23 protein-coding genes are annotated in these 24,509 nt (G+C 48.7%); 11 read left to right on the top strand and 12 right to left on the bottom strand.

Annotated elements, in window-relative coordinates; genetic code table 11:
- Nucleotide 1 precedes the first annotated feature (1 nt).
- From miaB to K6J72_RS03225, 5 genes are read right to left on the bottom strand one after another with little or no spacing between them, the layout of a single operon-like run.
- Nucleotides 2–1,288, bottom strand: coding sequence for a tRNA (N6-isopentenyl adenosine(37)-C2)-methylthiotransferase MiaB (gene miaB, locus K6J72_RS03245; protein ID WP_221280631.1), 1,287 nt, complete (start codon nucleotides 1,286–1,288; stop codon nucleotides 2–4).
- Nucleotides 1,289–1,296: 8 nt separating this feature from the next.
- On the bottom strand, nucleotides 1,297–1,539 hold the full coding sequence (locus K6J72_RS03240; protein ID WP_221280630.1) for an HP0268 family nuclease: 243 nt from the start codon (nucleotides 1,537–1,539) through the stop codon (nucleotides 1,297–1,299).
- Between the two features lie 34 nt (nucleotides 1,540–1,573).
- Nucleotides 1,574–2,818: an aminofutalosine deaminase family hydrolase gene (mqnF, locus tag K6J72_RS03235; protein WP_221280629.1), complete on the bottom strand. Its 1,245-nt coding sequence runs from the start codon at nucleotides 2,816–2,818 to the stop codon at nucleotides 1,574–1,576.
- Entirely contained in the window at nucleotides 2,808–4,052 is a 1,245-nt protein-coding gene (locus K6J72_RS03230) for an amidohydrolase family protein (RefSeq protein ID WP_221280628.1), read from the bottom strand. Before K6J72_RS03230 ends, mqnF begins: the two co-directional genes overlap by 11 nt.
- Before the next feature lie 9 nt (nucleotides 4,053–4,061).
- The gene (locus tag K6J72_RS03225; RefSeq protein ID WP_221280622.1) at nucleotides 4,062–4,790 is read right to left on the bottom strand and encodes a cytochrome c biogenesis protein CcdA; all 729 of its coding nucleotides are present in this window, start codon (nucleotides 4,788–4,790) and stop codon (nucleotides 4,062–4,064) included.
- A gap of 80 nt (nucleotides 4,791–4,870) precedes the next feature.
- Between K6J72_RS03225 and K6J72_RS03220 the strand changes: the two genes are divergently transcribed.
- The 6 genes from K6J72_RS03220 (at nucleotide 4,871) to K6J72_RS03195 (ending at nucleotide 10,057) form a co-directional block, all read left to right on the top strand.
- The gene (locus K6J72_RS03220) at nucleotides 4,871–6,289 is read left to right on the top strand and encodes a DEAD/DEAH box helicase (protein WP_430886748.1); all 1,419 of its coding nucleotides are present in this window, start codon (nucleotides 4,871–4,873) and stop codon (nucleotides 6,287–6,289) included.
- 27 nt (nucleotides 6,290–6,316) lie between these two features.
- Nucleotides 6,317–7,222, top strand: coding sequence for a branched-chain amino acid transaminase (locus K6J72_RS03215; RefSeq protein ID WP_221280619.1), 906 nt, complete (start codon nucleotides 6,317–6,319; stop codon nucleotides 7,220–7,222).
- A gap of 9 nt (nucleotides 7,223–7,231) precedes the next feature.
- On the top strand, nucleotides 7,232–8,323 hold the full coding sequence (locus K6J72_RS03210) for a prohibitin family protein (RefSeq protein ID WP_221280617.1): 1,092 nt from the start codon (nucleotides 7,232–7,234) through the stop codon (nucleotides 8,321–8,323).
- Nucleotides 8,323–8,859 (top strand): DUF2393 family protein, encoded by a 537-nt coding sequence (locus K6J72_RS03205; protein WP_221280614.1) that lies wholly within the window; start codon nucleotides 8,323–8,325, stop codon nucleotides 8,857–8,859. The genes K6J72_RS03210 and K6J72_RS03205 overlap by 1 nt, the downstream gene beginning before the upstream one ends.
- Nucleotides 8,860–8,926: 67 nt before the next feature.
- Entirely contained in the window at nucleotides 8,927–9,418 is a 492-nt protein-coding gene (locus K6J72_RS03200) for a flavodoxin (RefSeq protein WP_221280612.1), read from the top strand.
- A 75-nt stretch (nucleotides 9,419–9,493) separates the two neighbouring features.
- Entirely contained in the window at nucleotides 9,494–10,057 is a 564-nt protein-coding gene (locus tag K6J72_RS03195; RefSeq protein WP_221280610.1) for a hypothetical protein, read from the top strand.
- Between the two features lies 1 nt (nucleotide 10,058).
- Here K6J72_RS03195 and K6J72_RS03190 read toward each other — a convergent pair whose 3' ends face one another.
- From K6J72_RS03190 to napA, 5 genes are all read right to left on the bottom strand, one after another.
- On the bottom strand, nucleotides 10,059–11,660 hold the full coding sequence (locus tag K6J72_RS03190; protein WP_260320659.1) for a CitMHS family transporter: 1,602 nt from the start codon (nucleotides 11,658–11,660) through the stop codon (nucleotides 10,059–10,061).
- A gap of 39 nt (nucleotides 11,661–11,699) precedes the next feature.
- A complete protein-coding gene (gene napH, locus K6J72_RS03185; RefSeq protein WP_221280608.1) occupies nucleotides 11,700–12,494 on the bottom strand; it encodes a quinol dehydrogenase ferredoxin subunit NapH in 795 nt (264 codons plus the stop codon).
- Nucleotides 12,494–13,249: a ferredoxin-type protein NapG gene (napG, locus tag K6J72_RS03180; RefSeq protein WP_260320658.1), complete on the bottom strand. Its 756-nt coding sequence runs from the start codon at nucleotides 13,247–13,249 to the stop codon at nucleotides 12,494–12,496. Before napG ends, napH begins: the two co-directional genes overlap by 1 nt.
- 81 nt (nucleotides 13,250–13,330) lie before the next feature.
- Entirely contained in the window at nucleotides 13,331–13,459 is a 129-nt protein-coding gene (locus K6J72_RS08305) for a hypothetical protein (RefSeq protein ID WP_260320657.1), read from the bottom strand.
- A gap of 88 nt (nucleotides 13,460–13,547) precedes the next feature.
- The gene (gene napA / locus K6J72_RS03175) at nucleotides 13,548–16,373 is read right to left on the bottom strand and encodes a periplasmic nitrate reductase subunit alpha (RefSeq protein WP_221280604.1); all 2,826 of its coding nucleotides are present in this window, start codon (nucleotides 16,371–16,373) and stop codon (nucleotides 13,548–13,550) included.
- A gap of 150 nt (nucleotides 16,374–16,523) precedes the next feature.
- On the opposite strand from napA, the gene K6J72_RS03170 reads away from it, so the two are divergent.
- Genes K6J72_RS03170 through dxs form a run of 5 tightly spaced genes read left to right on the top strand, consistent with a single transcriptional unit; the run spans nucleotide 16,524 to nucleotide 22,562 of the window.
- Nucleotides 16,524–17,204 (top strand): phosphatase PAP2 family protein, encoded by a 681-nt coding sequence (locus tag K6J72_RS03170; protein ID WP_221280601.1) that lies wholly within the window; start codon nucleotides 16,524–16,526, stop codon nucleotides 17,202–17,204.
- Nucleotides 17,205–17,222: 18 nt separating this feature from the next.
- Nucleotides 17,223–18,923 carry a flagellar basal-body MS-ring/collar protein FliF gene (gene fliF / locus K6J72_RS03165; protein WP_221280600.1) on the top strand — a complete coding sequence of 567 codons (1,701 nt, stop codon included), beginning with the start codon at nucleotides 17,223–17,225 and terminating at the stop codon, nucleotides 18,921–18,923.
- The gene (gene fliG / locus K6J72_RS03160; protein ID WP_221280599.1) at nucleotides 18,923–19,951 is read left to right on the top strand and encodes a flagellar motor switch protein FliG; all 1,029 of its coding nucleotides are present in this window, start codon (nucleotides 18,923–18,925) and stop codon (nucleotides 19,949–19,951) included. The genes fliF and fliG overlap by 1 nt, the downstream gene beginning before the upstream one ends.
- A complete protein-coding gene (gene fliH / locus K6J72_RS03155) occupies nucleotides 19,938–20,735 on the top strand; it encodes a flagellar assembly protein FliH (protein ID WP_221281084.1) in 798 nt (265 codons plus the stop codon). The genes fliG and fliH overlap by 14 nt, the downstream gene beginning before the upstream one ends.
- Entirely contained in the window at nucleotides 20,736–22,562 is a 1,827-nt protein-coding gene (gene dxs, locus K6J72_RS03150; protein WP_430886747.1) for a 1-deoxy-D-xylulose-5-phosphate synthase, read from the top strand. It begins immediately after the preceding gene.
- A gap of 27 nt (nucleotides 22,563–22,589) precedes the next feature.
- Here dxs and K6J72_RS03145 read toward each other — a convergent pair whose 3' ends face one another.
- Together K6J72_RS03145 and flgG are read right to left on the bottom strand one after the other, a co-directional pair.
- Nucleotides 22,590–23,552 (bottom strand): lipid A deacylase LpxR family protein, encoded by a 963-nt coding sequence (locus K6J72_RS03145; protein WP_347709323.1) that lies wholly within the window; start codon nucleotides 23,550–23,552, stop codon nucleotides 22,590–22,592.
- A 158-nt stretch (nucleotides 23,553–23,710) separates the two neighbouring features.
- A complete protein-coding gene (flgG, locus tag K6J72_RS03140; protein ID WP_221280596.1) occupies nucleotides 23,711–24,499 on the bottom strand; it encodes a flagellar basal-body rod protein FlgG in 789 nt (262 codons plus the stop codon).
- Nucleotides 24,500–24,509 lie beyond the last annotated feature (10 nt).

The following is a 24,509-nucleotide window of genomic DNA, read 5'->3' as shown; positions in this document are numbered from 1 at the left end:
CTTAAGCAATCCTCCCTTTTAAGCTCCCCTTACGGTGCGCCACCACCTCAACCGCCACAAAATCCCCCACGCCAGCCCCGCCAGCCTCAAAGCTTAAGAGCCGTCCATTGCTGCTGCGCCCCTCAGCCACACCCTCTGTGATTTTTTCGATCAACACCTCGTGGGTTTTGCCCAGCTCTGCCCTAGCCTTTTGCTCTAAAATTTCCTTGTGGCGGCTTTGTAGGCGTTTTAAATGCGCACTCGACTCTTCTTTGGGGACTTGATTCTTCCATGTGCAAGATGGTGTGAGCGGGCGGGGGGAGTAAATGAAGCTATAGAGCGTGTCAAAGCGCACTTGCTCTAAGATGTCTAGGGTGTCCTCAAAGTCTCTAGGCGTTTCGCCCGGAAAGCCTACAATGATGTCCGTACTGATGCCCACTTCAGGTACTAGGGCTTTTAAACGGGCGATGCGATCTAAATACCACTCCCTGCTATACCCCCTTTTCATTGCCTTTAAAATGGCATTAGAACCGCTTTGCAAAGGGATGTGGATGCTCTTACACACTTTAGGGTTGGCAGCAAAGTGTTCCAAAAAGGCGTTGTCCATATGCAGAGGGTGGGGCGATGTGAAGCGGATGCGTTTGAGCCCCCCAATTTGGCTTAAGTTTTCCAATAAAGTGGTGAAGTTCACTTTAGGGTGGTCTGTGCTAAAGCGCGCGCCGTAGTTGTTGACATTCTGCCCTAAAAGTAGAATCTCTTTCACCCCCGCCTGTGCGAGCTTATCCGCCTCTTTTAAGAGTAAATCCATAGGGATGGAAATCTCTTTGCCCCTGGTGTGGGGGACAACACAATAGGTGCAATGCTTATCGCAACCGATGGAGATGTTTAACAGGGCTTTGATGTTGCTAGGGGCTTGGCTGGCAAACACATAGGTGCTGTCGTCATGGTCGAGATCAACGGCGACCGCTTTATCCTGTTTGATGATTTGGCTGATCTTAGACACATTGCGCGCGCCTAAAACGAAGTCCACGCTCGGGGCTTTTTTAAGGATTTGTGCGCCCATGTGGCTTGCCGTGCAGCCACACACACCGATCTTTGCCCCCGGCTTTTTGATCTTGGCAAACTGCCCGATCTCGGAGAACAATTTTCGCTCGGGCTTCTCGCGCACACTGCAGGTGTTGATTAAAATCAAATCCGCCTCGCTAGGTTCATTTGTTTGGACATAGCCCACCTTGCCAAGTTCGCCCACCATATGCTCGCTGTCGCGACTATTCATCGCACAGCCCATCGTTTCAATGTAAAGTTTCACAAACTGCCTTAAATGATGTGCATTTGGTAAATGAAGTCCTTTTCATCTGAGCTCACCTGCACTTGCGACAAATGCACCCGACAATGCTTTTTCTCCAAAAACGCCACCGCCGCTAGCATGTCCTTGTGGGAGTTGGTGGGGGCAAAGTAAAAAATATGCTCACTTTTTAGGTATTTTTGGTGCAACTCTTCCAAACTCAAGCTAGGGGTTTTGCTCTGTTTACGATCCATTTTTGCTAAACGCAGTTCCATTAAGACCTCCCATCAAATAACCCTAGAGTCTAGCCTACATTGCCTTAAAACCCCTTTTAGAGCCACACACCCACTCCCCGCCGATGTATAGACTCTGCACCCGTCTTGTCTGCAAGAGCCAGTGCAACACCCCTTGTAAATTTGCCTGAGCGTGAAAGCCAAATAGGGCAAAATCTGCCAAAAAGCCCGCTTGCAAACTCCCCCCTTTAAGCCCCAAGGCGTGGCTGGCGTGCAAGGTCGCCCCGAGCAAAATTTGGGGTAGAGCCTCTAAAAGCGGGATATTCAAGGCAAAAAAGGCGGTGCGCAGTTCCTCTAAAAGTAAGGTGTTGGCATTAGAGCTTGCACCATCGGTGGCTAGGGCGATCTTCACACCCGCCTTGTTTACCTGCTTAAAATCCAAGAGTGTACCGCTTAACAGGCGGTTAGAGCGCGGGCAACTAATCAGTGTCGGATGGGCGATGTTTTTGGCGTGTTGTAAATGCGCCTTGTTGGCAAACAAGGCATGCACTAAAAGCAACTTTTGCCCTTGAAATAGATCTAAAAACTCTAAAGGGCTTTCATAGTGGGGGGCACTTAGTCCATGTTTGGCGTAAAAATCCTTGAAATACCCCCCCCTCCCCTTTAAAAAATCTAACTCGGCCTGAGACTCTAAAAAATGCGTGGAAACCACGGGGCTTTTGTGGGTGCTTAAAACTTTTTGAGCGAGGCCTTTATGTACCGAATAAGGGGCGTGGATGGCGATGGCGGGGGTGAATTTAGGGCTTTGGCACTCAAGACTCAAGGCGTGGCGTTTGCTAAACGCCTCAAAAGCGGGGGCAATGTTGCCATTTGCTCCAATGAGCTCATCAAAAAACACCACCCTTAAAGGACTCTCTTTTAAAATGGGGCGATCGATCCCATAACTGCTGATCGCCCCCACACTCCCCACGCCTTGCATGAGTTGCTCGCCCACCGCCCTTTGCATGTGCGCTGCGGCTTTCTTCAACACTTGGCTTCTATTAGACATGACCGAGCTTAGCCAGCCCTCAAAGCTCCCATAGTCAAAGTTGTTTTTTTGTGCAGCAAACTCAAAGTGGATGTGCGGGTTAATTAAAGCGGGCATTAAAAGGGCGTTTTTATAAAAATGGGCTTGGGTTTTGGGGTATTTGGCATAAAGTGTGGCGTAATCGCCCACTTCTAAAATGTGTTCTCCCTCAAACAACACCCCCCCATTAGGCACAATGTCAAAGTTGGGGTTGCACAAGAGCACACACTTGGCCCCCAAAATTTTAAGCCCCATAGACCATGTCCTCCCCTTGCAACACCAAGCGCACACCCCCCTTTAGTTTCTCTTGATAGTAGGGACTGTGTGGGTTTTGCACCACGACCTCTCCCTCAAGGTCTACAAGCATCAAGCGCGCCTCTTTGCCCTCTTGTACCTCCCCACAATTTAGGCGCAAGAATTTAGCGGGGGTGCTTGCCATTAACTCTATGAGTCTTTCTAGACTCACTAAGCCTGTTTTGACTAAATGTGTGTAGGCTAGGCTAAAGCTGTCCTCAATGCAGTGCATGCCAAAGGGGGCTTCTTCAAAGATTTCTTGCGCTTTAGGGGGGCGGGTGTAGTGTAGGCTTGTTAGCATGTCAATTTGCCCTTCTTTGAGGGCTTTGTGTAGGGCTTTTTGCTTCTCTTTGCTTTGCAGGGGGGGCAAGATTTTAAAACGGGGGTCGTAGGTTTGATACACACTCTCGGTTAGGATTAAGTGGTGCAGGGGGGTTTGCACGAACAGGGGTGCGCCCAGAGATTTTAGGCTCGTGGCAATGTTGAGGGCATCGATCTCCACCACGCTGTCTAGCATGGTGTCTATCTGGGAGTGCAGCGCCATGCTGGCGTATTTACCAACCTCTTTGATTTGGATTAGGGGGCTGACACTAGGCAAGCCCAATCTATAGGCCAAGGGTGTGGCATCAACGATGCCTAGAGTGGGCCGTCCCTCATAGCCACGCACCCCGCACACCAGGGGCAAGTTTAGCATTTTGGCGTAATCTAGGGCGGGCAAGAGCTTTTGCCCCTCCAAATTATAGATGTACAAACACGCAGGGCTTCTCAGTCCGCTCACAATCTTAGACAAATTTTGCAGGCGTTGTTTGGTGTTTAAAGGGTGCAAGCAAATAGGGTCTTTGGCTTTTTGCGCTTCTTTGGCAATGGTGCTTTCTAAATTGTCCTCTGCCTCTTTAAAGTCCAAAGGTTGCATTTCAGGCTCGTTTAAAGAGTAAAGGGGTTCTAAGTCAATCCCCATGGGTGTGCCTACCCCCCCCTTGAAGGCTTGGGTTTTTAGGGCGGTGTAGGTGGCGGCTTGCAGGTTATGCAAGAACACGCCCAAATCCACAAGACTAGGCAGCAGCGTCAGCCCCTTGCAATCTAGGACTTCTTCGCCATCTGTGGCGGATAAAGATGGGCTAATTTCTGTGATGTGCTCGCCCACAATGCGGACACCAACAACTCCACCCCCTAATTTTGCATTTTTGAGTAACAAAAGATCTCCTTAAATTTGTAAAAACGCCCCTAAGCGCGCCATTTGTCCGCTTAAAATCAAAATCCCCATCCCCACTAAGAGCAAGCCCGAAACAATCTCCACGACTCGGCTGTAACTGCGCATTTTTTTAAGCACCCCCCACACTTGATTCATCAACAAAGCCACCACTAAAAAAGGCAAGCCAAAGCCCAGCACAAACACGCCTAAAAGTGCCATGCCATAGGCGTGCTCTGCCCCACTAAGCAATACAATACTCGTAAAAATAGGGCCGATGCAAGGAGTCCACCCTAAAGCAAAACTCACTCCCAAGATGAAGGGAATGGAGCTGTTTAAAAAAGGGTTTTTAAACTCTAGGCGCACTTCTAGGGTTTTGCTTTTGTAAAGCCATTTGATGGGCAAAATCCCCAAAAAGTGCAGACCAAAGACCACCACAACCAAGCCCGCTACCACCCTAACCCACGGAGCGTTTAAGTAGGCGTGCATGATTTTTGCCATAGACACCCCGATGAGCCAAAAGACCAAACCAAAGCCCAAAACGAATAAACTAGCCTTGCCTAAAACCACTAAACGGGGGGCGTTGCCGCTCTTTAGTTCCTCTAAAGAAGTTTGCGAGATGTAGGACAAGTAGGCGGGGATTAAGGGCAAAACGCAGGGGCTTAAAAACGCTAGAATACCCGCCAAAAATGAAGCAATCAGGGGTGTTTTGTCAAAGAGCGTTAAAAGGTTCTCCTCCAACATTTACCTATCCTAAGGGTTTTTTGCTATAATACTATACTATGTAATTTATTGATTGCACCTAGATTACGCCTAGCATTGATATTAAGGACACTAAGCCACCTATGCAAACCCCCACTGAAGAAACCATCCAGCCCACGAAGTCTTTTAAAGATTTGGGTTTAAACTCTAAGATTTTAAAATCCATCGCCGAAGTGGGCTTCACCCAGCCAAGCCCCATTCAAGAAAAGGCGATCCCCGTGGTACTTGAGGGCAAAGATGTGATCGCCCAAGCCCAAACAGGCACGGGCAAGACCGCTGCTTTTGCCCTGCCGATTATCCAAAATTTGCAAAACAACAAAAGCGTAGAAGCCCTCATCATCACGCCCACGAGAGAGCTTGCCATGCAAGTGAGCGATGAGATTTTTAAACTCGGTAAAAGCTCACGCACCCGCACCATATGTGTCTATGGGGGGCAGAGTATCCGCAAACAATGCGAGCTCTTAGAGAGAAACCCCCAGGTGATGATCGCCACGCCGGGTAGACTGCTCGATCACTTGAAAAATAAACGCCTCAAACGCTTTGCGCCCAAAGTCGTGGTGCTCGATGAAAGCGATGAAATGCTGGACATGGGCTTTTTGGACGACATTGAAGAGATTTTTGATTATTTGCCCGAAGATGCGCAGATTCTGCTCTTTTCAGCCACCATGCCCCCGCCCATTAAGGAGTTGGCAAATAAAATCTTGCAAAACCCCGTATCCATCCACATTGCCCCCACGCATGTGACCAATGCCGACATTACGCAACGCTTTTATGTCATCAACGAACACGAGCGCAACGAGGCGATCATGCGCTTGTTGGACAAAGAAACCCCCAGCAAGAGCATCATTTTTATGCGCATGAAGCGCGAAGTGGATGAATTGCACCAGTTTTTGAGTGCCAAGGGCTATAAAACCACACCCCTGCACGGCGACATGGAGCAAAGGGCGAGGCTTGCCTCTATCAAAGCCTTTAAGTCCAAGCAAGCCGATGTGTTGATCGCCACCGATGTGGCGAGTCGGGGGCTAGACATCAGCGATGTGAGCCATGTGTTCAACTACCATATGCCCCTAAACACGGAAAGCTATATCCACCGCATCGGGCGCACGGGGCGGGCGGGCAAAAAGGGCGTGGCGATCACGCTTGTAACCCCTCTAGAGTATAAAGAGTTGCAGCGCATGCAAAAGGACATCGGCTCATCTCTAGAGCTGTATGAAATCCCGCACATGGACGAAGACCGCTTGATCCAAGCCCTTTCTAAAGTGGAAGTGGATGCAGAGGTGGTGAGTTTGTACGAGCAGTTGACTGAACAGTTTGAGCCCTCTCAGTTGGTGCTGAAGCTCTTAAGTTTGCAATTTAAGAGCCACAAGGTGGATTTAGACCGTATTTTTGCAGAACAGAAGCCAAGCGAGTCTAAAAAATCCCCAAGAAGTTCAAAACCCCGCAGAAATGGGCGTTTTAAGGATTCTAGGCGCAGGTATTAAGAGAATAGGAAAATAGGAAGGCATATCATGAATCACCCATATATTTGGCAAGATGGGGTTTTGGTTGAATTTGACAAAGCCAAAATCCATGTCCTCAGTTATAGTTTGCACTACGCTAACCTCGTGTTTGAAGGCATCCGCGCCTACAAAGGCAAAGAAGGCTTGTTTGTGTTCCGCTTGCACGATCACATGCAGCGGCTCTTGGATTCGTGTAAGGCGGTGGGCTTAAAAATCCCCTACTCCATAGAAGAGCTGAGCCACGCCACGCTAGAAACCTTGCGGGCAAACAAGTGTGATGCCAACACCTACATCCGCCCTTTTGTGTTTATGGGGCTTGGCACTCTAGGCATTTGTGCGAGTAATCCGCCCATCCACACCGCGATCGCCACCGTTACATGGAAGGACAACCCCCACGAGGGCATTAAAGTCAAGACCAGCTCTTACAGAAAACCCAGCGTGCAATCCACGATGAATAAAGCCAAAGCCAGCTCCAACTACTTAAACTCGCAACTTTCTAAACAAGAGGCCCTAGATTGTGGTTGCGATGAGGGCTTGCTTTTAGATGTCAATGGCTTTGTGGCTGAGGGTTCGGCTGAGAGCTTTTTTATGGTGACTAAGGATAAACTCATTGTCCCCCCCCTAGATTATGCGCTAGACTCGATCACCCGCCAAACCATCGTTGAGCTCGCCGAACATTTAAAAATCCCCATGGTGCACCGCCATGTGGTGCGTGAGGAAATTTACAGTGCCCAGGAGGCCTTCTTTGTCGGCACAGGCATGGAGATTTTACCCATCAAGTCTTTGGATTTTAGACCCATTGGCACGGATAAAAAGCCCATTACAAATGCTTTGTTTGATGCTTACATGAAGCTCGTTAAGGGCGAAACCGCCGGCGGTTTGGAGAAATTCGCACACTATGTTGTTCGGGTCTAAAGGAAGTGTATGCCCATTGATCTCAACGAGCATTTAAAAAAAAAGCAAGGCAACCAGCCCGAGCCCCCCAGCCCTCCCCCCAAGAACAACACGCCTTTCAAGCCCCCTCTAGGGCCCAATCTATGGCAGTCTAAAAAGCTCACTTCGCTTGTCGTCTTTTTAATTGTCGTGGCTCTGCTCTTTTTGGCTAAACCTTTCATGGTGATCCAATCGGGCGAGATCGGCATTAAAGTAACGGCGGGGCGTTACGATCCGATCCCCTTACAACCCGGGATACATTTCTTTATCCCCTTAGTGCAAGACATTTTGGTGATCGACACAAGAGTGCGGACGATCAATTTTTCACGCACGGAGGATATGGGGATTGTGGGCAAGAATCAGGGGATTTTTAGAAACGATGCGATCAATGTAATGGATTCAAGGGGACTCACCGTTTCCATTGAGCTCACCGTGCAATACCGCCTCAACGCCCAAACCACACCCCAAACGATCGCCACTTATGGCTTGAGCTGGGAGCAAAAGATCATCAACCCCGTAGTGCGCGATGTCGTGCGCTCTGTGGTGGGGCGCTACCCTGCTGAGGATTTACCCATCAAACGCAACGAAATCGCCGCACTCATCAACACCGACATCAATAAAGAAGTTTCTAAACTGCCCAACGCTCCCGTGCAACTAAGCTCCATCCAATTAAGAGAAATTGTTTTGCCCACGAAAATCAAAGAACAAATTGAAAAAGTGCAGATCGCCCGTCAAGAGTCCGAGCGGGTGAAATACGAGGTGGAAAAAGCCAAACAAGAAGCCCAAAAGGCGGCAGCTTTGGCTAAGGGCGAGGCGGACGCAAACCGCATTAAGGCACAAGGTGTGGCGGATGCGATTGTGATTGAAGCGAAAGCCAAATCGGCAGCAAATCTGAGCATCGCCCAAAGTTTGACAGATAAGCTGTTGAGTTTGCGCCAAATTGAAACACAAGGGCAATTCAACGAAGCGCTGAAAAGCAATAAAAATGCCCAAATTTTCTTAGTCCCCGGCGGGGCTGTGCCTAATATTTGGCTAGACACCCACAACCGCCAAAAGGCAACAGCGGCCACACACAATAAATAATGATAGACACGACTGCCCTTTTGCACTCTGTACTTGCCCATTTAAAAATCTTTTGGGCAAACACCAGTCCCTTCGCTTTGGTGGTCTTTGGGGCGCATTGTGCGTTTTTTTTATGCTTTTATATCCCCGGCTTGTTGTTTCGGGGGTTTATGTCCTATTTTTTCTACATTTTAGCCACTTTGTGCATGCTCGGCGCGCCCTTTGCCGTGCGCTACATCCTTGAAGAACAACTTTTTAAAATCCAAACCCACATACACGAATCCTTCTCTTTCAACTACACCAACGCCTTCATGGCCAAGATCAATGTCAAAAATGTCGGCCGTTTGGCCATCAACCAATGCCTTTTACGCCTAGATGTGCTACACACACCACACAATAAACTTCAAGACTATTTATACCAGTGGGTGTTTGTACACACCTACACGCAGTCTTTCAAGGTGCAACTCCCCCCGCAAGCAGCCCAAGATTTAGTGATGGACATTGAGGGCTACCCCTACAAACAAGCCCCCTTTAAACTCTCTGCAAGTTGCTATTGAGCATCTTGTTGCATTTTTACCAAAATTCGTTATAATGGATGGGTTTATTTTGAAAAAAAGGATCAGCATGGCAATTGGTATTTTTTACGGTACAGACAGTGGCAACTCTGAGACCATCAGCAATAAAATTTCTGGAAAACTAGGCGGGGCTAAAGTTTTTGATGTGGCAAAAGCCTCTAAAGCCGATTTTGACGGCTTTAGTTCTGTGGTCTTGGTGGCACCCACTGCGGGAGCTGGGGATTTACAAAGCGACTGGGAGGAGTTTTTAGGTACTCTTGACAATGCAGATTTTGCTAACAAAACCATCGCCTTGGTGGGCTTGGGCGATCAAGACACCTACTCTGAAACTTTCGCTGAGGGCATTTTCCACATTTACGAAAAGGCTAAAGCCGGTAAAGTTGTGGGCTTCACTTCTACAGATGGCTATAATTTTGAGGCTTCTAGGTCTGTGGAGGGCGGTAAATTCGTAGGGCTCGTGCTGGATGAAGACAATCAAGACGACTTGACAGACAGCCGCATCGATGCTTGGATCAGCGAAGTGAAAGGGCAACTCTCATAAATCTCTAAAAGGGAGGGGCTTATTCACTCAAAAAAGCGTATACTATAGTTTCTAAACTTGTTTAAAGGAACTACGATGTTTCAAGTGCGCTTTTTACCTCCCGCTTTGGTTCTTAGCAGCCTTTTAGGTTTTGTGGCCTGCACCAGTACTCACCAAAAAGACATTTTTCTAGCCAATGTGCCCGCTTGGATGGTAGAAGACCGCAGTGCTTTTGTAACACAAGGCATCGACAGCTCACACATCATAGACGGGCAGATCGCCCGCTCAGAGAAAATCGCTAGAGAGCGGGCGCGTTTTCGAGTCGCTCAGCACATCGGCAACGCCATTAAAGAGACTTTCAAACAAACCCAAAACACCAATAACCGCCCCTTTGACAACGATCTTTTTAGACAGGTCATCCAAGCCATCGCCGCCAGCCTCGATCAAGAGGTCCAACTGGGTGAATACATCAACACCAATAACCAAGAACTCTTTATTTTAGTGCGTGTGGATGGCTACGATCGGGGCTTGCTTGAAAAGAATTTACTCGCCATTAAATCCATCCACATCAGTGCCATCAAAGCCTTGCAGCAAGCAATCCACCAAGTCTTTAAGGACGCGATGAGCTATGGCGAGGTGAAAGTCCCCCAAAGCATGTAACCTAAAACAACCCCAAGAGTTTGGCAAGGGCGAGCACCACCAAAGACAGCCCCCAGAGCCAGAAGAAGCTGTAAGCGATGTGTCGCCCCATAGAAAGTTTAGCTAGCCCTAAACCTAACCACAAGGCGGGCGCAAATGGGGAAACAAAGGTCCCCACAATTGAGCCAATGAGCATCGCATAGCCTGTCGCTTCCCCACTCACGCCATAGGGGGCGGTGATGTGTGCAACGATGGGAAAGAGCGTGAAGTAATAGCCGTTGGTGTCTAGTAACAGCTCAAAAGGCGCGCCAAAAATCCCCGTGATGATGTGTAAATGTTTGGTGGCAAAGTCAGGCAAGAAGAGGCTCAGATGTTGTGCCAAATCCACGAGCATGCCGGAGCCACTTAAAATCCCAATATACACCCCGGCGGCGAGCAAGATCACTGCCATAGAGATGGCTTCAGGGGCGTATTCCTTCACCTTTGCCATGCGCTCTTGAGGGTTGGCGTAATTGATCAAAAGCACGGCACACAACGCTAAGAGAAAGCAAAATTCAGGAGGTAGAATTTTAAACATCACCGAGCCTAGCGCGATTAGGGCGGTTATAACATTGATCCAAAAAAAGCGGGGGTGATCTAAGGTCTGCACGCTCAAATCCCCCTGCATTTCTAGCCCCGCCTTCACAATGCGCCGCTTTTCTTTAAAGCCTAGAAACAGCGCCATGAGCAAAATACACGCAAAGCCAAGCAACTGCACCTTGATCAAGGGGGTGTAGAGTGCGCTCACATCAGTGCCGAGTACACTGGCAATGCGCCCTAAGGGCCCGCCCCAAGGGAGCATATTTGCCACGCCCGCACTGGCTGCCACGAGCAGTAGGAGCAAATAGGGGTTCATGTTTAGGCGCTTGTAAATGGGCAAAAGTGGGGGGATCACCACTAAAAAGGTACTTGCCCCCGAGCCATCTAAATGGGCGATCATCGCAACCAAACAAGTCCCCACGCACACCGCCACCACACTGCCCTGACTGAGTTTAATCAGCGCATTGATGAGCGGGTTAAACACCCCCACATCGTTTAAAACCCCAAAGAATAAAATCGCAAAGACAAACATGATCGCGATGTGCGCCACCTTAGCAATGCCCTGCTTGAAGTAGCGCACCAACTCTTGCATATGGTCTTTAAAGGTGTAAAAGGCGTTGTGCTTGGCAAAGAGCGGGGCTAAGTTCTCTTGAATGTGCTTGGCATTAGGATAAAGGGCAGCCACGCCCGCCAAGTAGAATTTTTCCACCTGTGCTTTAGAAAGTGGGGGGTAGTCCTTCATTTTGGGTTGAAAGCCTAGGGCGACATTGCCCGCTTTGCTAAAGGCGTGGCGCAGATGCCCATCGGGTTTGTCAAAACCATTGTTTTTAGCCAGGTGCTTTAAAAAGTGCTTTTCACTGGAGTGGCTCAGCATATAGGCGTAATTCTTAGGCACAACGGGCTGAAAAAATAGGGCAGAAGTGAGCCAAAAGCCAAACAATCCACCTAAAGGCACGAGGGTTAAAGCAACCATAGGTGAGAGCTTATCGGTCAAAAGCAGGGCGATCAAAGAAGCGATGATGAGGATAGCAAAAAGTGTAAGCATGGCCTTTATTCTCCGATGGGCTACGAGAGGATAAAAGACCTAGTGTAGAACCTTTTTCTTAAAACTCCCTTTTAAGTCTAAAATGCTAAATTCCAGCGCATCGTCTGCGCAAACCTCAATACACCGCCCGCAACGGGTGCATTCCCCAGAATTGACCGACACGCTCTTAAGCCCCACCATCCACAGCACCTGCCGCTCGGGGCAAATTTCAAAGCACAGGTCGCACTTGGTGCAACGCATTGCATCATGTTTGACCTTTAAGAGCGCATAACGGCTGACGAGTGCATAAAATGCCCCCAAAGGGCAGAGTTTTGAGCAAATGATTTTATCGCCCAAGAAGGCGTCCACGCAAAAGAGCAAGAGCGCCACAATGAGCCACGAAGCCGTGCCTAAAATGATCCCCCTTTGCACGACCCCGATGAAGGACACGCTCTCAAAAGCCGGTGTGGCGAGCACAAAGGATAAAATTAAGCTCAAGACTAAAAGAATGTAGCGTAAATTTCTAGGCAAGCCCAAATGTACGCCCTTAAAGCCCAACTTGCGCCGCACCCACGCCGCAAAATCCACAATCATATTCACCGGACACACCCACGCACAAAACGCCCGCCCCAAAAACAAGCCATAAACGCACGCCACCAAGACCGCCCCCAAAAGAGCGGTGATTTCTATGTGCATGCCGGCTAAAAACACCTGCAGAGCTGCGAAGGGGTCGCTTAAGGGGATCGTGTTGAACAACTTGGACGCGCTCAAATTGCCCTTGAGTACAAAGGTGTTGGCGGCAAACAAGGCTAAAACGCCACATTGCGCAAGCCGTCTTAGCACCAAATAACGCATCAAAGCCCCTTGTTAAGATAGTCTAGGGGATTGTCTGTCCTGGGATTTAGGGTGTTGGGCTTGGCATTTTTTACCCGTTCTTGATCTTTAGCGTCCCATCCCTTGACATAATGGTTACCCACCTCCCCGCTCACAAACGCCACGGGCAAAACCCGAATGGCAGGCTCTTTGGTGATGCATGCCCGCTCACACAACCCACAACCCACACACACATCGTTTTGGACCACAGGCAACATATAGGCGTGTTTGCCCGTGCGCTCGTTGTGCTTGGTCTCTAGTTTAATGGCCCTGTCTATCAGAGGGCAAACCCGATAACACACATCGCAACGAATCCCCCAAAACGCCACGCAAGAGATGGGATCGACCACCGCCACGCCCATTTTAAGCGAATCCACACCTTGATTTTTTTCTAAGTGCTTCTTGTCTAGCGCATCTGTGGGGCAAGCTTTGATACAAGGGATGTCTGGGCAAAGATAACAGGGGACTTTGCGGGCTTCAAAAAAGGGCGTGCCGACTCTAGCGTAGTCTAGCAGGGTGGCGAGTTTTAGGGTGTTGTAGGGGCAATCTTTCACGCATAGACCACAGCGGATACATAGGCTTAAAAAGCGTGCCCCATCCTCTGCCCCCGGGGGTCTTAGCGCATACGAATCCTTGCCGTGCTTGGCTTTGAGCATGGCGGCCAAAAACGCCCCCCCGCTGCCACACAGCAAAGCCCCCTTAAGGGCTGTTTGTAAAAACGCCCGTCTTTGCATCAAAACCTTTAATCCGTATAGGGGAACTTGCCATCTAGGCGTAGTCCTGTGGCGTTAAATTGCGTGTGCGTCATCCTAGCCGCCCTAGCCCTGATTTTGCTTGTGTGTGGTTTCCATGTGGTCTTCAAACACCTCCATTGTCTTGTTTGCGGCGTTTTTGTTCGCCGCCACAACCGCCTTTTGGTAAAACTCCCTGCGCTCTGCTAAGCTCAATACGCGCCTATGCGCTAGCCGGGGATTTTTGCCACCTCTATTTTTTACCCGCCACGACACCCATTAGACTTTCTCAACAAAAGCCTCCTCAAGCTTTGGTGATCTTCACCGCGCATTTTTTATAATCCGTTTGTTTAGAAATGGGGCAGGTCGCATCCAAACAAACCTTGTTGATGAAGACATTTTCATCAAACCAAGGCACATAAACCAAACCTGCGGGGGGTTTGTTGCGCCCGCGCATATCCACCCTAGCTTTCACAGCCCCCCGGCGCGACTCGATCCACACGGCATCGCCTTGATCGAGTCCTAGCTTTTTGCCATCTTCCTCGTGCATGTAGCACAAAGCCTCGGGCACGGCTCTAAAGAGCTCAGGCACACGCATGGTCATCGTACCGCTGTGCCAATGCTCTAAAACCCGCCCCGTAGCCAGCCAAAAGGGGTATTCTTCGCTGGGGCGCTCAGGGGCTTTCATAAAAGGTCTAAAGAAAATCTTAGCCTTATTGGCTAGGCTCTTGGCCTCTGTGCCTTGTGGCCCTTTTAAGTCTCCGCTCACCAGCTTTTTACCCGCCTTACCATAGAAGGCAAAATCCCCATTGGGGGCGGCTTTTTTGGCGTAAGGGTCGTACTTGGTGTTGAAGCGCCAAAGGGTTTCTTTGCCATTGACCACCGGCCATCTTAGCCCCCTTGCTCTGTGGTAGTCGTCAAAATAAGCCAAATCGTGCCCATGCCCTCTGCCGAATTTGCGGTACTCTTCCCACAAGTATTTTTGGATGAAGAAGCCATAACCTTTAAAAGGCTTGCCATCACTGCCGATCACATGGCGTTTGTCGCCAAAGACTTCGGAGTTGGGCGCACCCCTACCGATGGGATCATTGGCTAAAAACTTACGGCTAAAGCGGTTGTCAAAGAGCACATGGTAGAGCGTGTCGTTGTCCTTGTAGCCCATTTTACGCGCCTCAGCCAAGACATTGGGCAAGGTGAGTTTGTCATCGATTTTATGCTCGCCCCAAACTTCTTTGAGTTTAAAGCGTTTGGCAAACTCTAAAATCTGCCAAGTGTCGCTCATGGCTGAGCCCACGGGTGTAACTTGTTGTTTCCAGTGTTGTGTGCGCCGCTCGGCATTGCCATACGCCCCCCATTTTTCATAAATCATCGCCGTGGGCAAGATCAAATCCGCCACTTTTGCACTGATCCCCGGATAACAATCACTCACCACGATGAAATTGTCCATTTCTCTAGCCGCCTTGATCCAGTGGTTGGCATTCGCGGTGTTTTGCCAAGGGTTATTCACCTGCACCCAAATAAACTTCACCTTGCCATCCTCTAAGGCGCGCATCATTGTCAAGAAAGGGTAGCCGGGCTTGGGGTTGATCGTGCCCTTAGGCAAGTGCCAAAGTTTTTCGGCGATTTTGACATGCTCGGGGTTGTTCACGACCATATCTGCGGGCAAGCGGTGGCTAAATGTCCCCACCTCTCTAGACGTGCCGCATGCACTGGGCTGGCCGGTGAGTGAAAACGCCCCACAGCCCGGCTTAGCCTGCTTGCCTAGCAAGAAATGCACCATATAAGCCTGCTCATTCACCCATGAACCCCTTGTGTGTTGGTTAAAGCCCATCGTCCAAAAGCTCACCACCTTGCGATCTTTCTCAATGTAGAGTTTGGCAAGGTGTTGCAATTTATGCTTAAAGCTCTCGATCGACTCGTTCCTATCGCCCTTAGCCACTCTGGCGACATAGTCTAGGGTGTAGGGCTCTAGGGCTTCTTTAAACTGCGCAAAGGTGATTTGCCAGTGTTTGCCCGCTTGTTTTTGGTGCTCCATTTTAAACACCTCGCCGGCTTTCACACCTAAGTGTTTGAGGGCAATCGCCTCATCTTCATCTAGGGTGATGGCGTTTTGTTTGGCGACGGTGTCCTTTTCGCTCGCTTTAAAGCCGTGGTGGTTGGGATCAGAGCGCATGCCATAGCCGATGTCGGCGTATCCGGTGGCAAACACGATGTGTTCATCTAAGAATTTTTGGTCGATCGCTTCGGGGTGGTTATAGACAATCTCCCTTGCGATGTAGTTCCAAATGGCTAGGTCGGTGTTGGGCGTGAAGATGATCTCTATATCTGCCACACTGGAAGTGCGGTTAGAAAAAGTCGTGAGGTTGATGACCTTGACCTTATCGGGGCTGTTGAGCTTGCGATCGCTCACCCTAGACCATAAAATGGGGTGCATTTCGGCCATGTTTGCCCCCCAAGTGATGATGGTGTCCGTGGCTTCGATGTCATCATAGCACCCACTGGGCTCATCAATCCCAAAGGTTTGCATAAACCCGGCAGCCGCACTTGCCATGCAGTGGCGGGCGTTGGGGTCAATGTTGTTGCCCCTAAAGCCGGCTTTCATGAGCTTGAGCGCCGCGTAACCCTCTGGGATCGTGTATTGCCCGCTCCCAAAAACCCCTACCCCCGTAGGTCCCATTTCTTTATAGTATTTTTTAAACTGCTTTTCCATTTCATCAAAGGCGCGTTTCCAAGACACTTGTTGGAACTTACCCTTTTTGTCAAACTCACCTTTGTCATTAACTCTTAAAAGAGGTTCTACGAGGCGATCAGCCCCATACATAATTTTGGCGTTGAAGTAACCTTTAATGCAGTTCAAGCCACGATTGACCGGAGCTAATGGGTCCCCCTTTGTGGCGACAATTTTATCGTCCTTGGTGGCGACCATGATCCCACAGCCCGTACCGCAAAAGCGGCACACGGCTTTGTCCCATTTCCAATCTTCTTGGGCACGCTCGGCTTTAGCTTGCAAGGCGGTGGGGGTGAGCAACCCGGCGCTGCCCATCGCTGAGGCAAGGGCGGCAGATTTTAAAAACTCTCTACGGCTTTCATCTTGGGGAGTTGTGTGGTCTAAAGATGGAAGGGTTGGCATAAATAACTCCTTTGCATTTAATCTCTGTATTATACATAAAAATCCATTTGCTTTAGAGCAAATATCAAGTAAATGGCTTAGGTTTATGGCTATTTTTTAATCAATTTTTGGTTATCATTGCCCTTTGTTATCAGGGTATGGAGGTCGTGCATGGCAACTCCCTATGAAAGGTTAATGGGTGTGGGAAATCAGCGGGGTTTGGCGGTTAAGCTGTTGTGGATTTTTGGGGCCATTTTCTTTGCGTTGTTGGGCTTAGGCGCTGTTGGAGTCGTCCAAAAACAAGAGTGGGTGCAAAGTGTGGATGTGTTTTTTATTGACCTTGTCCGTAGCCCTGCCCCAACCCAAGGGGCTTGGCTTAACTTTGTGCTCTTTAGCACTTGGTTTGCCCAATCTGGACTCACCACACCCATCGCTTTACTCATCGGTCTTTGGTGGGTGTTTAAAAAACGCACCACCTTTGGGGTTTGGTTTTTCTCTAGTGTCCTTGTGGGCGAGATTGCGCTTAAAACCTTAAAACATGTTATCAAACGCCCTCGCCCGGCGACTAATGGGGAGCTGTATTTGGCGCATGGCTTTAGCTTTCCTAGCGGACACGCCCTAGCTGCTGCGCTTTTTTACGGCTTGTTGGCTCTCTTGTTGTGCTTTTCTAGAGCAAGCGTAGGCGCAAAAGTGGGCGGGTTTGCCCTTTTGTTCTTTTGGATTTTTTTAATGATGTACGATCGGGTTTATTTAGGGGTGCATTATCCTACAGATGTTTTAGGGGGTTTTTGCATGGGCATGGGTTTTGTGTGTTGTTCTATGGGATTTTATGTAGGGTATTTAAAACATTAATGGCTTTTAGGACAATCCGTGGATTTTAAGGGTTTATTACAACAAATCATCCGCCTTTTCTCGAGACTCAATAAGGCACAGAAAATCACGATTGTGGTGGCGGTTTCCTTGATTGTCGCCTTTTTGGTCTTTTTATTGGTCTACCCCACTAAAGATCGGGAGGATTTGAGCGGGTATGGGGTCCTCTTTGAGGGCATGGATGCCAGCGACAATGCACTGATCTTGCAACACTTGCAACAAAAGCACATCCCCTATAAAATCCCCAAAGACGACACCATTTTAATCCCAAAAGACAAGGTCTATGAGGAACGCATCACTCTTGCCTCTCAAGGCATTCCTAAAACCAGCAAAGTGGGCTATGAAATCTTTGATGTGAGGGATTTTGGGGCGACAGACTTTGATCAGAACATCAAATACATCCGCGCCATTGAAGGAGAGCTTAGCCGCACCATTGAGAGTCTTGTACCGATTGAAAAAGCCGATGTCCACATCGCTATCCCCAAAGACAGCGTGTTTGTGAGCCGTGAGATTCCCCCCACGGCTTCGGTGATGCTTAAAATCAAGCCCAACATGCGCTTGTTGCCTAAACAGATTCTAGGCATTAAAAATTTAATCGCCGCCTCTGTGCCCAAGCTCACGGTGGAAAATGTCAAGTTGGTCAATGAAAATGGCGAACCTTTGGGTGAAGACGATGAACTAGACACCACGAGAGAACTCGCCCAAGCCCAGCTGCACTACAAACAAAACTTTGAAAACATCCTAGAAAATAAAATCGCCAATATTTTAGCCCCCATTGTGGGCGGGCACGATAAGGTCGTGGCTAAGGTGAGTGCGGAATTTGACTTTAGCCAAAAGAAAAGCACTAAAGAAACCTTTGACCCCAACAATGTCGTGCGCAGCGAGCAAACGATGGAGGAAAAAAAGGAGGGCTTGCCTAAAAAGCAAGTGGGCGGGGTGCCCGGGGTGGTGAGCAATATCGGGCCCGTGCAAGGCTTGAATGGCGCAGAAAGAGAGAAATACGAGAAATCCACAAACACCACAAACTACGAAGTGGGCAAAACCGTGAGCGAGATCAAGGGAGAATTTGGGGTTCTAACCCGCCTAAATGCCGCTGTAGTGGTGGATGGTAAATACCAAAAAGTGGATAAAAATGGCAGAGAGAGTATTGAATATGTTGCCCTAAGCACCGATGAAATGGAAAAGATCGACGCTTTAGTCAAACAAGCGATCGGCTACAACAAAGCTAGAGGCGATGCGGTGACGGTCAGCAATTTTGAGTTTAATGGCAAATCTGCCAAATATGTGCCCATGAGTGCATATGAGAAGGTTGTGGCCACTACAGAGAAAATACTAGGACCCTTCTCATCCTTGCTCAAATACCTCATTGTGGGATTGGTGTTGTTTGTCTTTTACAAAAAGGTCATCACGCCCTTCAGCCAACGCATGCTTGAGATTCACCCGGATGAGGAAGAAAAGGTACAATCTCTCTTTGCTATGGATGAAGAGGATGATGAAGAGATTGACCGTTTTGGAGAAATACGCAAAAAAGTGGAGGATCAATTGGGGCTTAGCGCGAGCTTTAATGAAGAGGATGTCAAGTATGATATTATGCTTGAAAGGGTGAGCAACTCCCTTAAAGAGAAACCCGAGGAGATTGCGTCTTTGTTTAAACTTTTGATTAAGGATGAGGTCGCAATCACCAACACCAAAGGCAACTAATGGCTAAACTAACCCCTAGACAGAAAACGCAACTAGATGAATTCACCATGTCTGAAAAGATCGCTATTTTGTTGATTCAAGTGGGCGAGGAGGCGACAGCGGGGATTTTACGCCATTTGGATGTGGATTCGATCACCGAGATCAGCAAGCAAATCGTGCAGCTCAATGGCACAGACAAGGCCATCGGGGCGGCGGTTCTAGAAGAGTTTTTTGCCATTTTGCAATCCAACCAGTACATTAATAGTGGCGGTTTAGAGTACGCCAGAGAGATTTTAATCAAGGCTCTAGGTCCCGAGCAAGCCAAGATCATTTTGGAGAAACTGAGTCGCAGTTTGCAAACCCAGAAAAACTTTTCTTACTTGGGGCGCATCAAACCCCAGCAACTTGCCGACTTCATCATCAACGAACACCCCCAAACCATCGCCCTGATTTTAGCGCACATGGAATCGGCCAATGCTGCCGAAACTTTGAGCTTTTTCCCCGATGACATGAAAGCTGAGGTGAGCATTAGAATGGCAAGTTTAGGCGACATTTCGCCCCAAGTGGTGAAACGGGTTTCTACGGTCTTAGAGAATAAATTAGAGGCCCTCACTAGCTATAAAGTCGAAGTGGGTGGTACGCGCGCGGTGGCCGAAATCTTTAACCGCTTAGGCCAAAAAGCGGCCAAAACCACTTTGGCACGCATCGAAAACATCGATGCCAAACTAGCTAATGACATTAAAGAGATGATGTTCACCTTTGAAGACATCAGCACCCTTGACAATTTCGCCATCCGTGAAATCCTTAAAATTGCGGATAAAAAAGACCTCACTTTGGCGCTCAAGACTTCCACAGAAGAGCTAAAAACGAAGTTTTTAAGCAACATGAGTAGCCGTGCGAGCGACCAATTCATTGAGGAAATGGCCTATTTGGGCGCGGTGAAAATCAAAGATGTGGAGTCCGCACAGCGCAAAATCATCGAGATTGTCCAATCGCTCGCCGAAAAAGGTGTGATCCAAATGGGCGGAGAGGAAGATATCGTTGAATAACTTTAGCGATGAGAATTTAATCCCCAAAGAGGACCTTGACAAGCACACAATCAAGCGCTACACCTTTAAATCTTTCGCTGAAATCGCCGCTGAAGAGCCCGAGGAGAAAAAGCCCAAAAAAGAGCAGCCCGAGCCCCCCCAAGAGGACGCACATCTCGAGCGCTCCATCCAGCTAGAAAACGATCTCATTGAGTGCCTACTCAAAAAAACCGATGAACTCTCAGGCCAGCTTGCCAAACTCCAAATGCAGTTTGAAAAGAGCCAAGAGGAAAACCAAAATCTCTTACAACAAACCAGAGAGGACAATTATAAAATAGGCTTTAAGGAGGGCGAGCAAAAGGCCAAAGAGGACTTAAGCGCAAGCATTGACGAAGAAAAGACTCACCTCCTGCAATCGCTCACTGCTATTGACCAAAAAATGCAACAATCCCAAAGCCACCTAGAAGCCCTAGAAAAGGAACTCAGCGCCATCGCCGTAGAGATCGCCAAAGAGGTGATCGTTAAAGAAGTGGAGGAAAAGAGCCAAGAGGTCGCACTGGCCTTAGCCAAAGAGCTCTTAAAGAACATCATGGACGCGACCGACATTTGTGTGAAGGTCAACACTTTAGACTACCCCTATCTCTCCCAAAATCTTAAAGACCTACCCAAAATCAAGCTAGAACCCAGCGATGCGATCGCCAAGGGCGGGGTTTTGATCACCAGCTCACAGGGCAACATCGATGGTAATTTAATGACACGCTATAAGAATTTGAAAGAGAGCGTGTTAGACAATTTAAAGGCATAAATACAAAGCATGGACCTAGAAGTTTATCAGCGAGATTTGCCCCATTTAGAGCAAGTGTGCGCCCAGCTTAGAGGGCGGATTTTAGAAGTGGTGAGCGCACACGGAGGGCACTTAAGTTCCTCACTCGGGGCGATTGAACTCATTGTGGGTTTGCACAGCGTGTTTGACAAGGATAAACACACCTTCATCTTTGACACCAGCCACCAAGCTTATGCCCATAAACTCTTAACGGGACGCTTTGAAGCCTTTGATACCTTGCGCCAAATGGACGGGCTTAGCGGGTTTGTGCGTCCCAGTGAGTCGCCCTATGATTACTTCATCGCCGGACACAGCTCCACGGCTTTATCTGTAGGGGTGGGTGTGGCTAAGGCTTACGCTTTAAAGGGCAAGAGTGAAGTACCCGTTGCAATGATTGGTGATGGCAGTCTTAGCGCAGGGCTAGCCTATGAGGCCCTAGATGAATTAGGCGATCGCAAATACCCCCTGGTGATCTTGCTCAATGACAATGAGATGAGCATCGCCAAACCCATAGGCGCGATCAGCAACGCTTTATCGCAACTCATGGCACGCCCCCTTTACCAATCCTTTAGGGACAAAATCAAGAGCGTTTTAAAGTCTATGCCCGAGGGGGTGAATTATCTAGCCAACCGCTTTGAAGAGTCCTTAAAGCTCATCACCCCGGGGATTTTCTTTGAAGAGCTGGGCATCAGCTATATGGGGCCCATTGACGGGCACGATTTAGAGGCGATCACCCAAGCCTTAAAATTGGCCAAAGACACCAAAACCCCCCTAATCATCCATGCCCAAACCACGAAGGGCAAGGGCTATAAGATGGCAGAGGGGAAGTATGAAAAATGGCATGGCGTGGGGCCCTTTGATTTAAAAACGGGGCAAAGCCTTAAAAGTGCGCCCAAAATTGCTAACCCCACACAAATATACTCAAAGACCCTTTTTGAGCTAGCAAGCCTTGATGATAAAATCGTGGGGGTTACGGCGGCTATGCCCGGGGGCACAGGGCTTGGCAAACTCATAGACAGCTACCCTGAGAGGTTTTGGGATGTCGGCATTGCTGAGCAACACGCCGTAACTTCTATGGCAGCTTTAGCCAAAGAGGGCTTTAAACCCTTTGTGAGCATTTACTCCACCTTTTTACAAAGGGCGTTTGATCAGATCGTGCACGATGTAGGGATCATGTCTTTACCCGTAAAATTTGCCATCGATCGTGCCGGAATTGTGGGTGAAGATGGCGAAACCCACCAAGGCCTGCTAGACATTGCCTATTTGCGCCCTATCCCTAACATGACCCTACTAGCCCCAAGGGACAACGCCACTTTGCAACAGGCGATACACTTTGCTAAAGAACACACAGCAGGGCCATGTGCTTTCCGCTACCCACGGGGAGCGTTTTTGCTAGAAGAGGGGGTCTTTGAATCCAAGCCCTATGTGTGGGGGCAGTGCGCGTTTCTAAAGCCAGAAGGGGATATTTTATTTGTGGGCTATGGCAATGGGGTGGGGCGGGCGTATGAAACCTTAAAACTCGTAGAGGCTCAGGGGCTCAAAGTGGCTTTGCTCGATTTATGTTTTTTAAAGCCCCTAGATGGCGCATTGAAGGAGATTTTGCCTAGATACTCTAAAATCTATGTCTTTAGCGATTCGTATTTGATGGGAGGTGTGGGGAGCGCGTTGTTAGAGTTTGTAGGCGGGTTGTATGTGGAAAGTTTTGAAATCGCCGACTTGTACCCCACACATGGCAACATTGCCCTCGTGGAGCGATCTTTACAGATCGATCCCGCTAGTTTAGCTAAGAGAGTATTGGGCGTGGTGTGATTTGGAGTTTGATCAAGCATCCCTCTTTTAAAAGGCGATATCAAGTTCAACAGTACCGATATTGTGGCTTAAGGGTTGCTCCTCAAATCCCTTGCTCAAGTTGGTGGCAATGAAGGACAGACGAAATCCTCGATAAAGCAGAGCAAACCCACCCTCTACAGCATAGAGTGCATCGGGTAGATGGGTGATCCCTCTAGTTTGAGGGCTATTGCCCTGGATAAAAATATCGATAGGTTGGTAACTCCCGCTAGCCCCTATGAAAAAGTAAAAAGAAAAGCGGTTGCTAAAAGGTTGCCCTCCGCTAAAAAGAGATCCAATTTTATTCGGTCCAAAATCTGTGTCTAGGTTATACCCAAATCTAAGAAGCGAACCGAGGCGTACATGGGTGATGGCATTGCCCAGGGCAATGTCCACAGCGGGCAGAATATCCATGCTAAAAAAACGCGTTTTGAGGATATAGACTTGATACAGCCACTGGTAATTGAATTGGAAGATGAATTCATCGCGCAATTGGTTATGCCAACCTTGAAAGGTTTTATCACCCCATAGCCCATGCAACCAATTTTGGGTTTGTCCGGCCATCGAATTGGGCCCCACTGTGCCTAGAGAAATCAAGATTCTCTCGAGGGCATGCGGGGCGCGTTGGAAGAGGGCAAGACTAGCTCTTAACCAACCCGCATAGAGGTGATCGCCCACAACGATCGCTTCGCTAGTATGGCTATTTAAGTGTGGCGTGTACATGGTCTGAGTCATGCTCACATTAAAACGAGTCATTTTAGGGGAGTGGATCATCAAGGTTAAATAACGACTCCAGGCCATCCAAGAGTGTGCATAAGCCGCACCCCAAAAATTATATTCTTTACTCGTGTAGCTGATACGATTTCCTGCGCTGTAGTAGCGATCGGCCGGATAAACATAGGCATCGTTTTCAGAGAGCAGGTTAATGTATTGTTTTTTATAGGGAACTAAAGGTGTGGGGACATCTAGCAAAGAGGGATATAAAGGGCTTGCAGCGGCTTGAAGGCAACAGAGGAGCAAAAATCCAAAAACATAAAACATAAAAACCACACAAAATCAAACAGCCCCCGCGCTCTAACACAGAGGAATAAAAACATAAAACCAAAAAAACAACCCTCCCTTTCAAAACTCTAGCGTTTTAGGCTATTGACCGTCTGCAACATGTTATCTGCGGTTTGGATCGTCTTAGAGTTGGCCTCATATGCCCTTTGGGCGGTGATCAAGTCGGTCATCTCCTCAACCAAGCGCACATTGCTCAACTCCAAGAAGCCTTGACGCAATTGCCCATAACCATCTCCATTAGGATTGCCCACAATCGCCGGGCCGCTGGCGGAGGTTACGGCGAGTAAATTATCGCCTAAGGCGTGCAAGCCGGCGGGGTTGATAAAATTAGCTAAAGTGATCTGCCCGATCACATTAGAAGTGCTGGCATTGCCCTGAGTTACGCTCACTGTGCCATCTACGCCAATGCTAATTTGGGTGGTGTCTTGGGGGAAAGTGATTTGGGGAATGAGAGGGTAGCCCTCAGTCGTCACCATATTGCCCTGATCGTCAATTTTAAAGTTGCCCGCGCGGGTATAGGCTGTCGAGCCATCAGGCATTTGGATCTGAAAAAAGCCCTTGCCCGTGATGGCTAAGTCTAAATTATTTTCAGTCTCTTTAGGGCTGCCTTGAGAAAACATCTTGGTCACGCTAGAAGTGCGTACCCCCAGCCCCACTTCGATCCCATTGGGCGATTTTGTGGTATCCGAGGTGGAAGTGCCGGCGTATTGCAAAGCTTGGTAAAAAAGGTCGTTGAAGTCCGCTCTTTGGCGTTTAAAGCCCACGGTGTTGACATTGGCAATGTTGTTAGAAGTGGTGTCAATGTGGGTTTGTTGGCCTAACATTCCGGTAGTGGCGCTATAAAGAGATCGCAACATGGATAGCCTT

The organism is Helicobacter sp. NHP19-003, assembly GCF_019703305.1.
In the GTDB taxonomy this organism is placed as follows: Bacteria; Campylobacterota; Campylobacteria; order Campylobacterales; family Helicobacteraceae; genus Helicobacter; species Helicobacter gastrocanis.
Note: the sequence above shows the minus strand (reverse complement) of the source record. Positions and strands in the feature narration are given on the sequence as shown.

Excerpts from the sequence above, each read along its gene's own strand:
- K6J72_RS03240 (WP_221280630.1), bottom strand. The coding sequence starts at position 1,539 with ATGGAACTGCGTTTAGCAAAAATGGATCGTAAACAGAGCAAAACCCCT.
- mqnF (WP_221280629.1), bottom strand. The coding sequence starts at position 2,818 with ATGGGGCTTAAAATTTTGGGGGCCAAGTGTGTGCTCTTGTGCAACCCC.
- K6J72_RS03225 (WP_221280622.1), bottom strand. The coding sequence starts at position 4,790 with ATGTTGGAGGAGAACCTTTTAACGCTCTTTGACAAAACACCCCTGATT.
- K6J72_RS03215 (WP_221280619.1), top strand. The coding sequence starts at position 6,317 with ATGAATCACCCATATATTTGGCAAGATGGGGTTTTGGTTGAATTTGAC.
- K6J72_RS03210 (WP_221280617.1), top strand. The coding sequence starts at position 7,232 with ATGCCCATTGATCTCAACGAGCATTTAAAAAAAAAGCAAGGCAACCAG.
- K6J72_RS03205 (WP_221280614.1), top strand. The coding sequence starts at position 8,323 with ATGATAGACACGACTGCCCTTTTGCACTCTGTACTTGCCCATTTAAAA.
- K6J72_RS03200 (WP_221280612.1), top strand. The coding sequence starts at position 8,927 with ATGGCAATTGGTATTTTTTACGGTACAGACAGTGGCAACTCTGAGACC.
- K6J72_RS03195 (WP_221280610.1), top strand. The coding sequence starts at position 9,494 with ATGTTTCAAGTGCGCTTTTTACCTCCCGCTTTGGTTCTTAGCAGCCTT.
- K6J72_RS03190 (WP_260320659.1), bottom strand. The coding sequence starts at position 11,660 with ATGCTTACACTTTTTGCTATCCTCATCATCGCTTCTTTGATCGCCCTG.
- napH (WP_221280608.1), bottom strand. The coding sequence starts at position 12,494 with ATGCGTTATTTGGTGCTAAGACGGCTTGCGCAATGTGGCGTTTTAGCC.
- napA (WP_221280604.1), bottom strand. The coding sequence starts at position 16,373 with ATGCCAACCCTTCCATCTTTAGACCACACAACTCCCCAAGATGAAAGC.
- K6J72_RS03170 (WP_221280601.1), top strand. The coding sequence starts at position 16,524 with ATGGCAACTCCCTATGAAAGGTTAATGGGTGTGGGAAATCAGCGGGGT.
- fliG (WP_221280599.1), top strand. The coding sequence starts at position 18,923 with ATGGCTAAACTAACCCCTAGACAGAAAACGCAACTAGATGAATTCACC.
- flgG (WP_221280596.1), bottom strand. The coding sequence starts at position 24,499 with ATGTTGCGATCTCTTTATAGCGCCACTACCGGAATGTTAGGCCAACAA.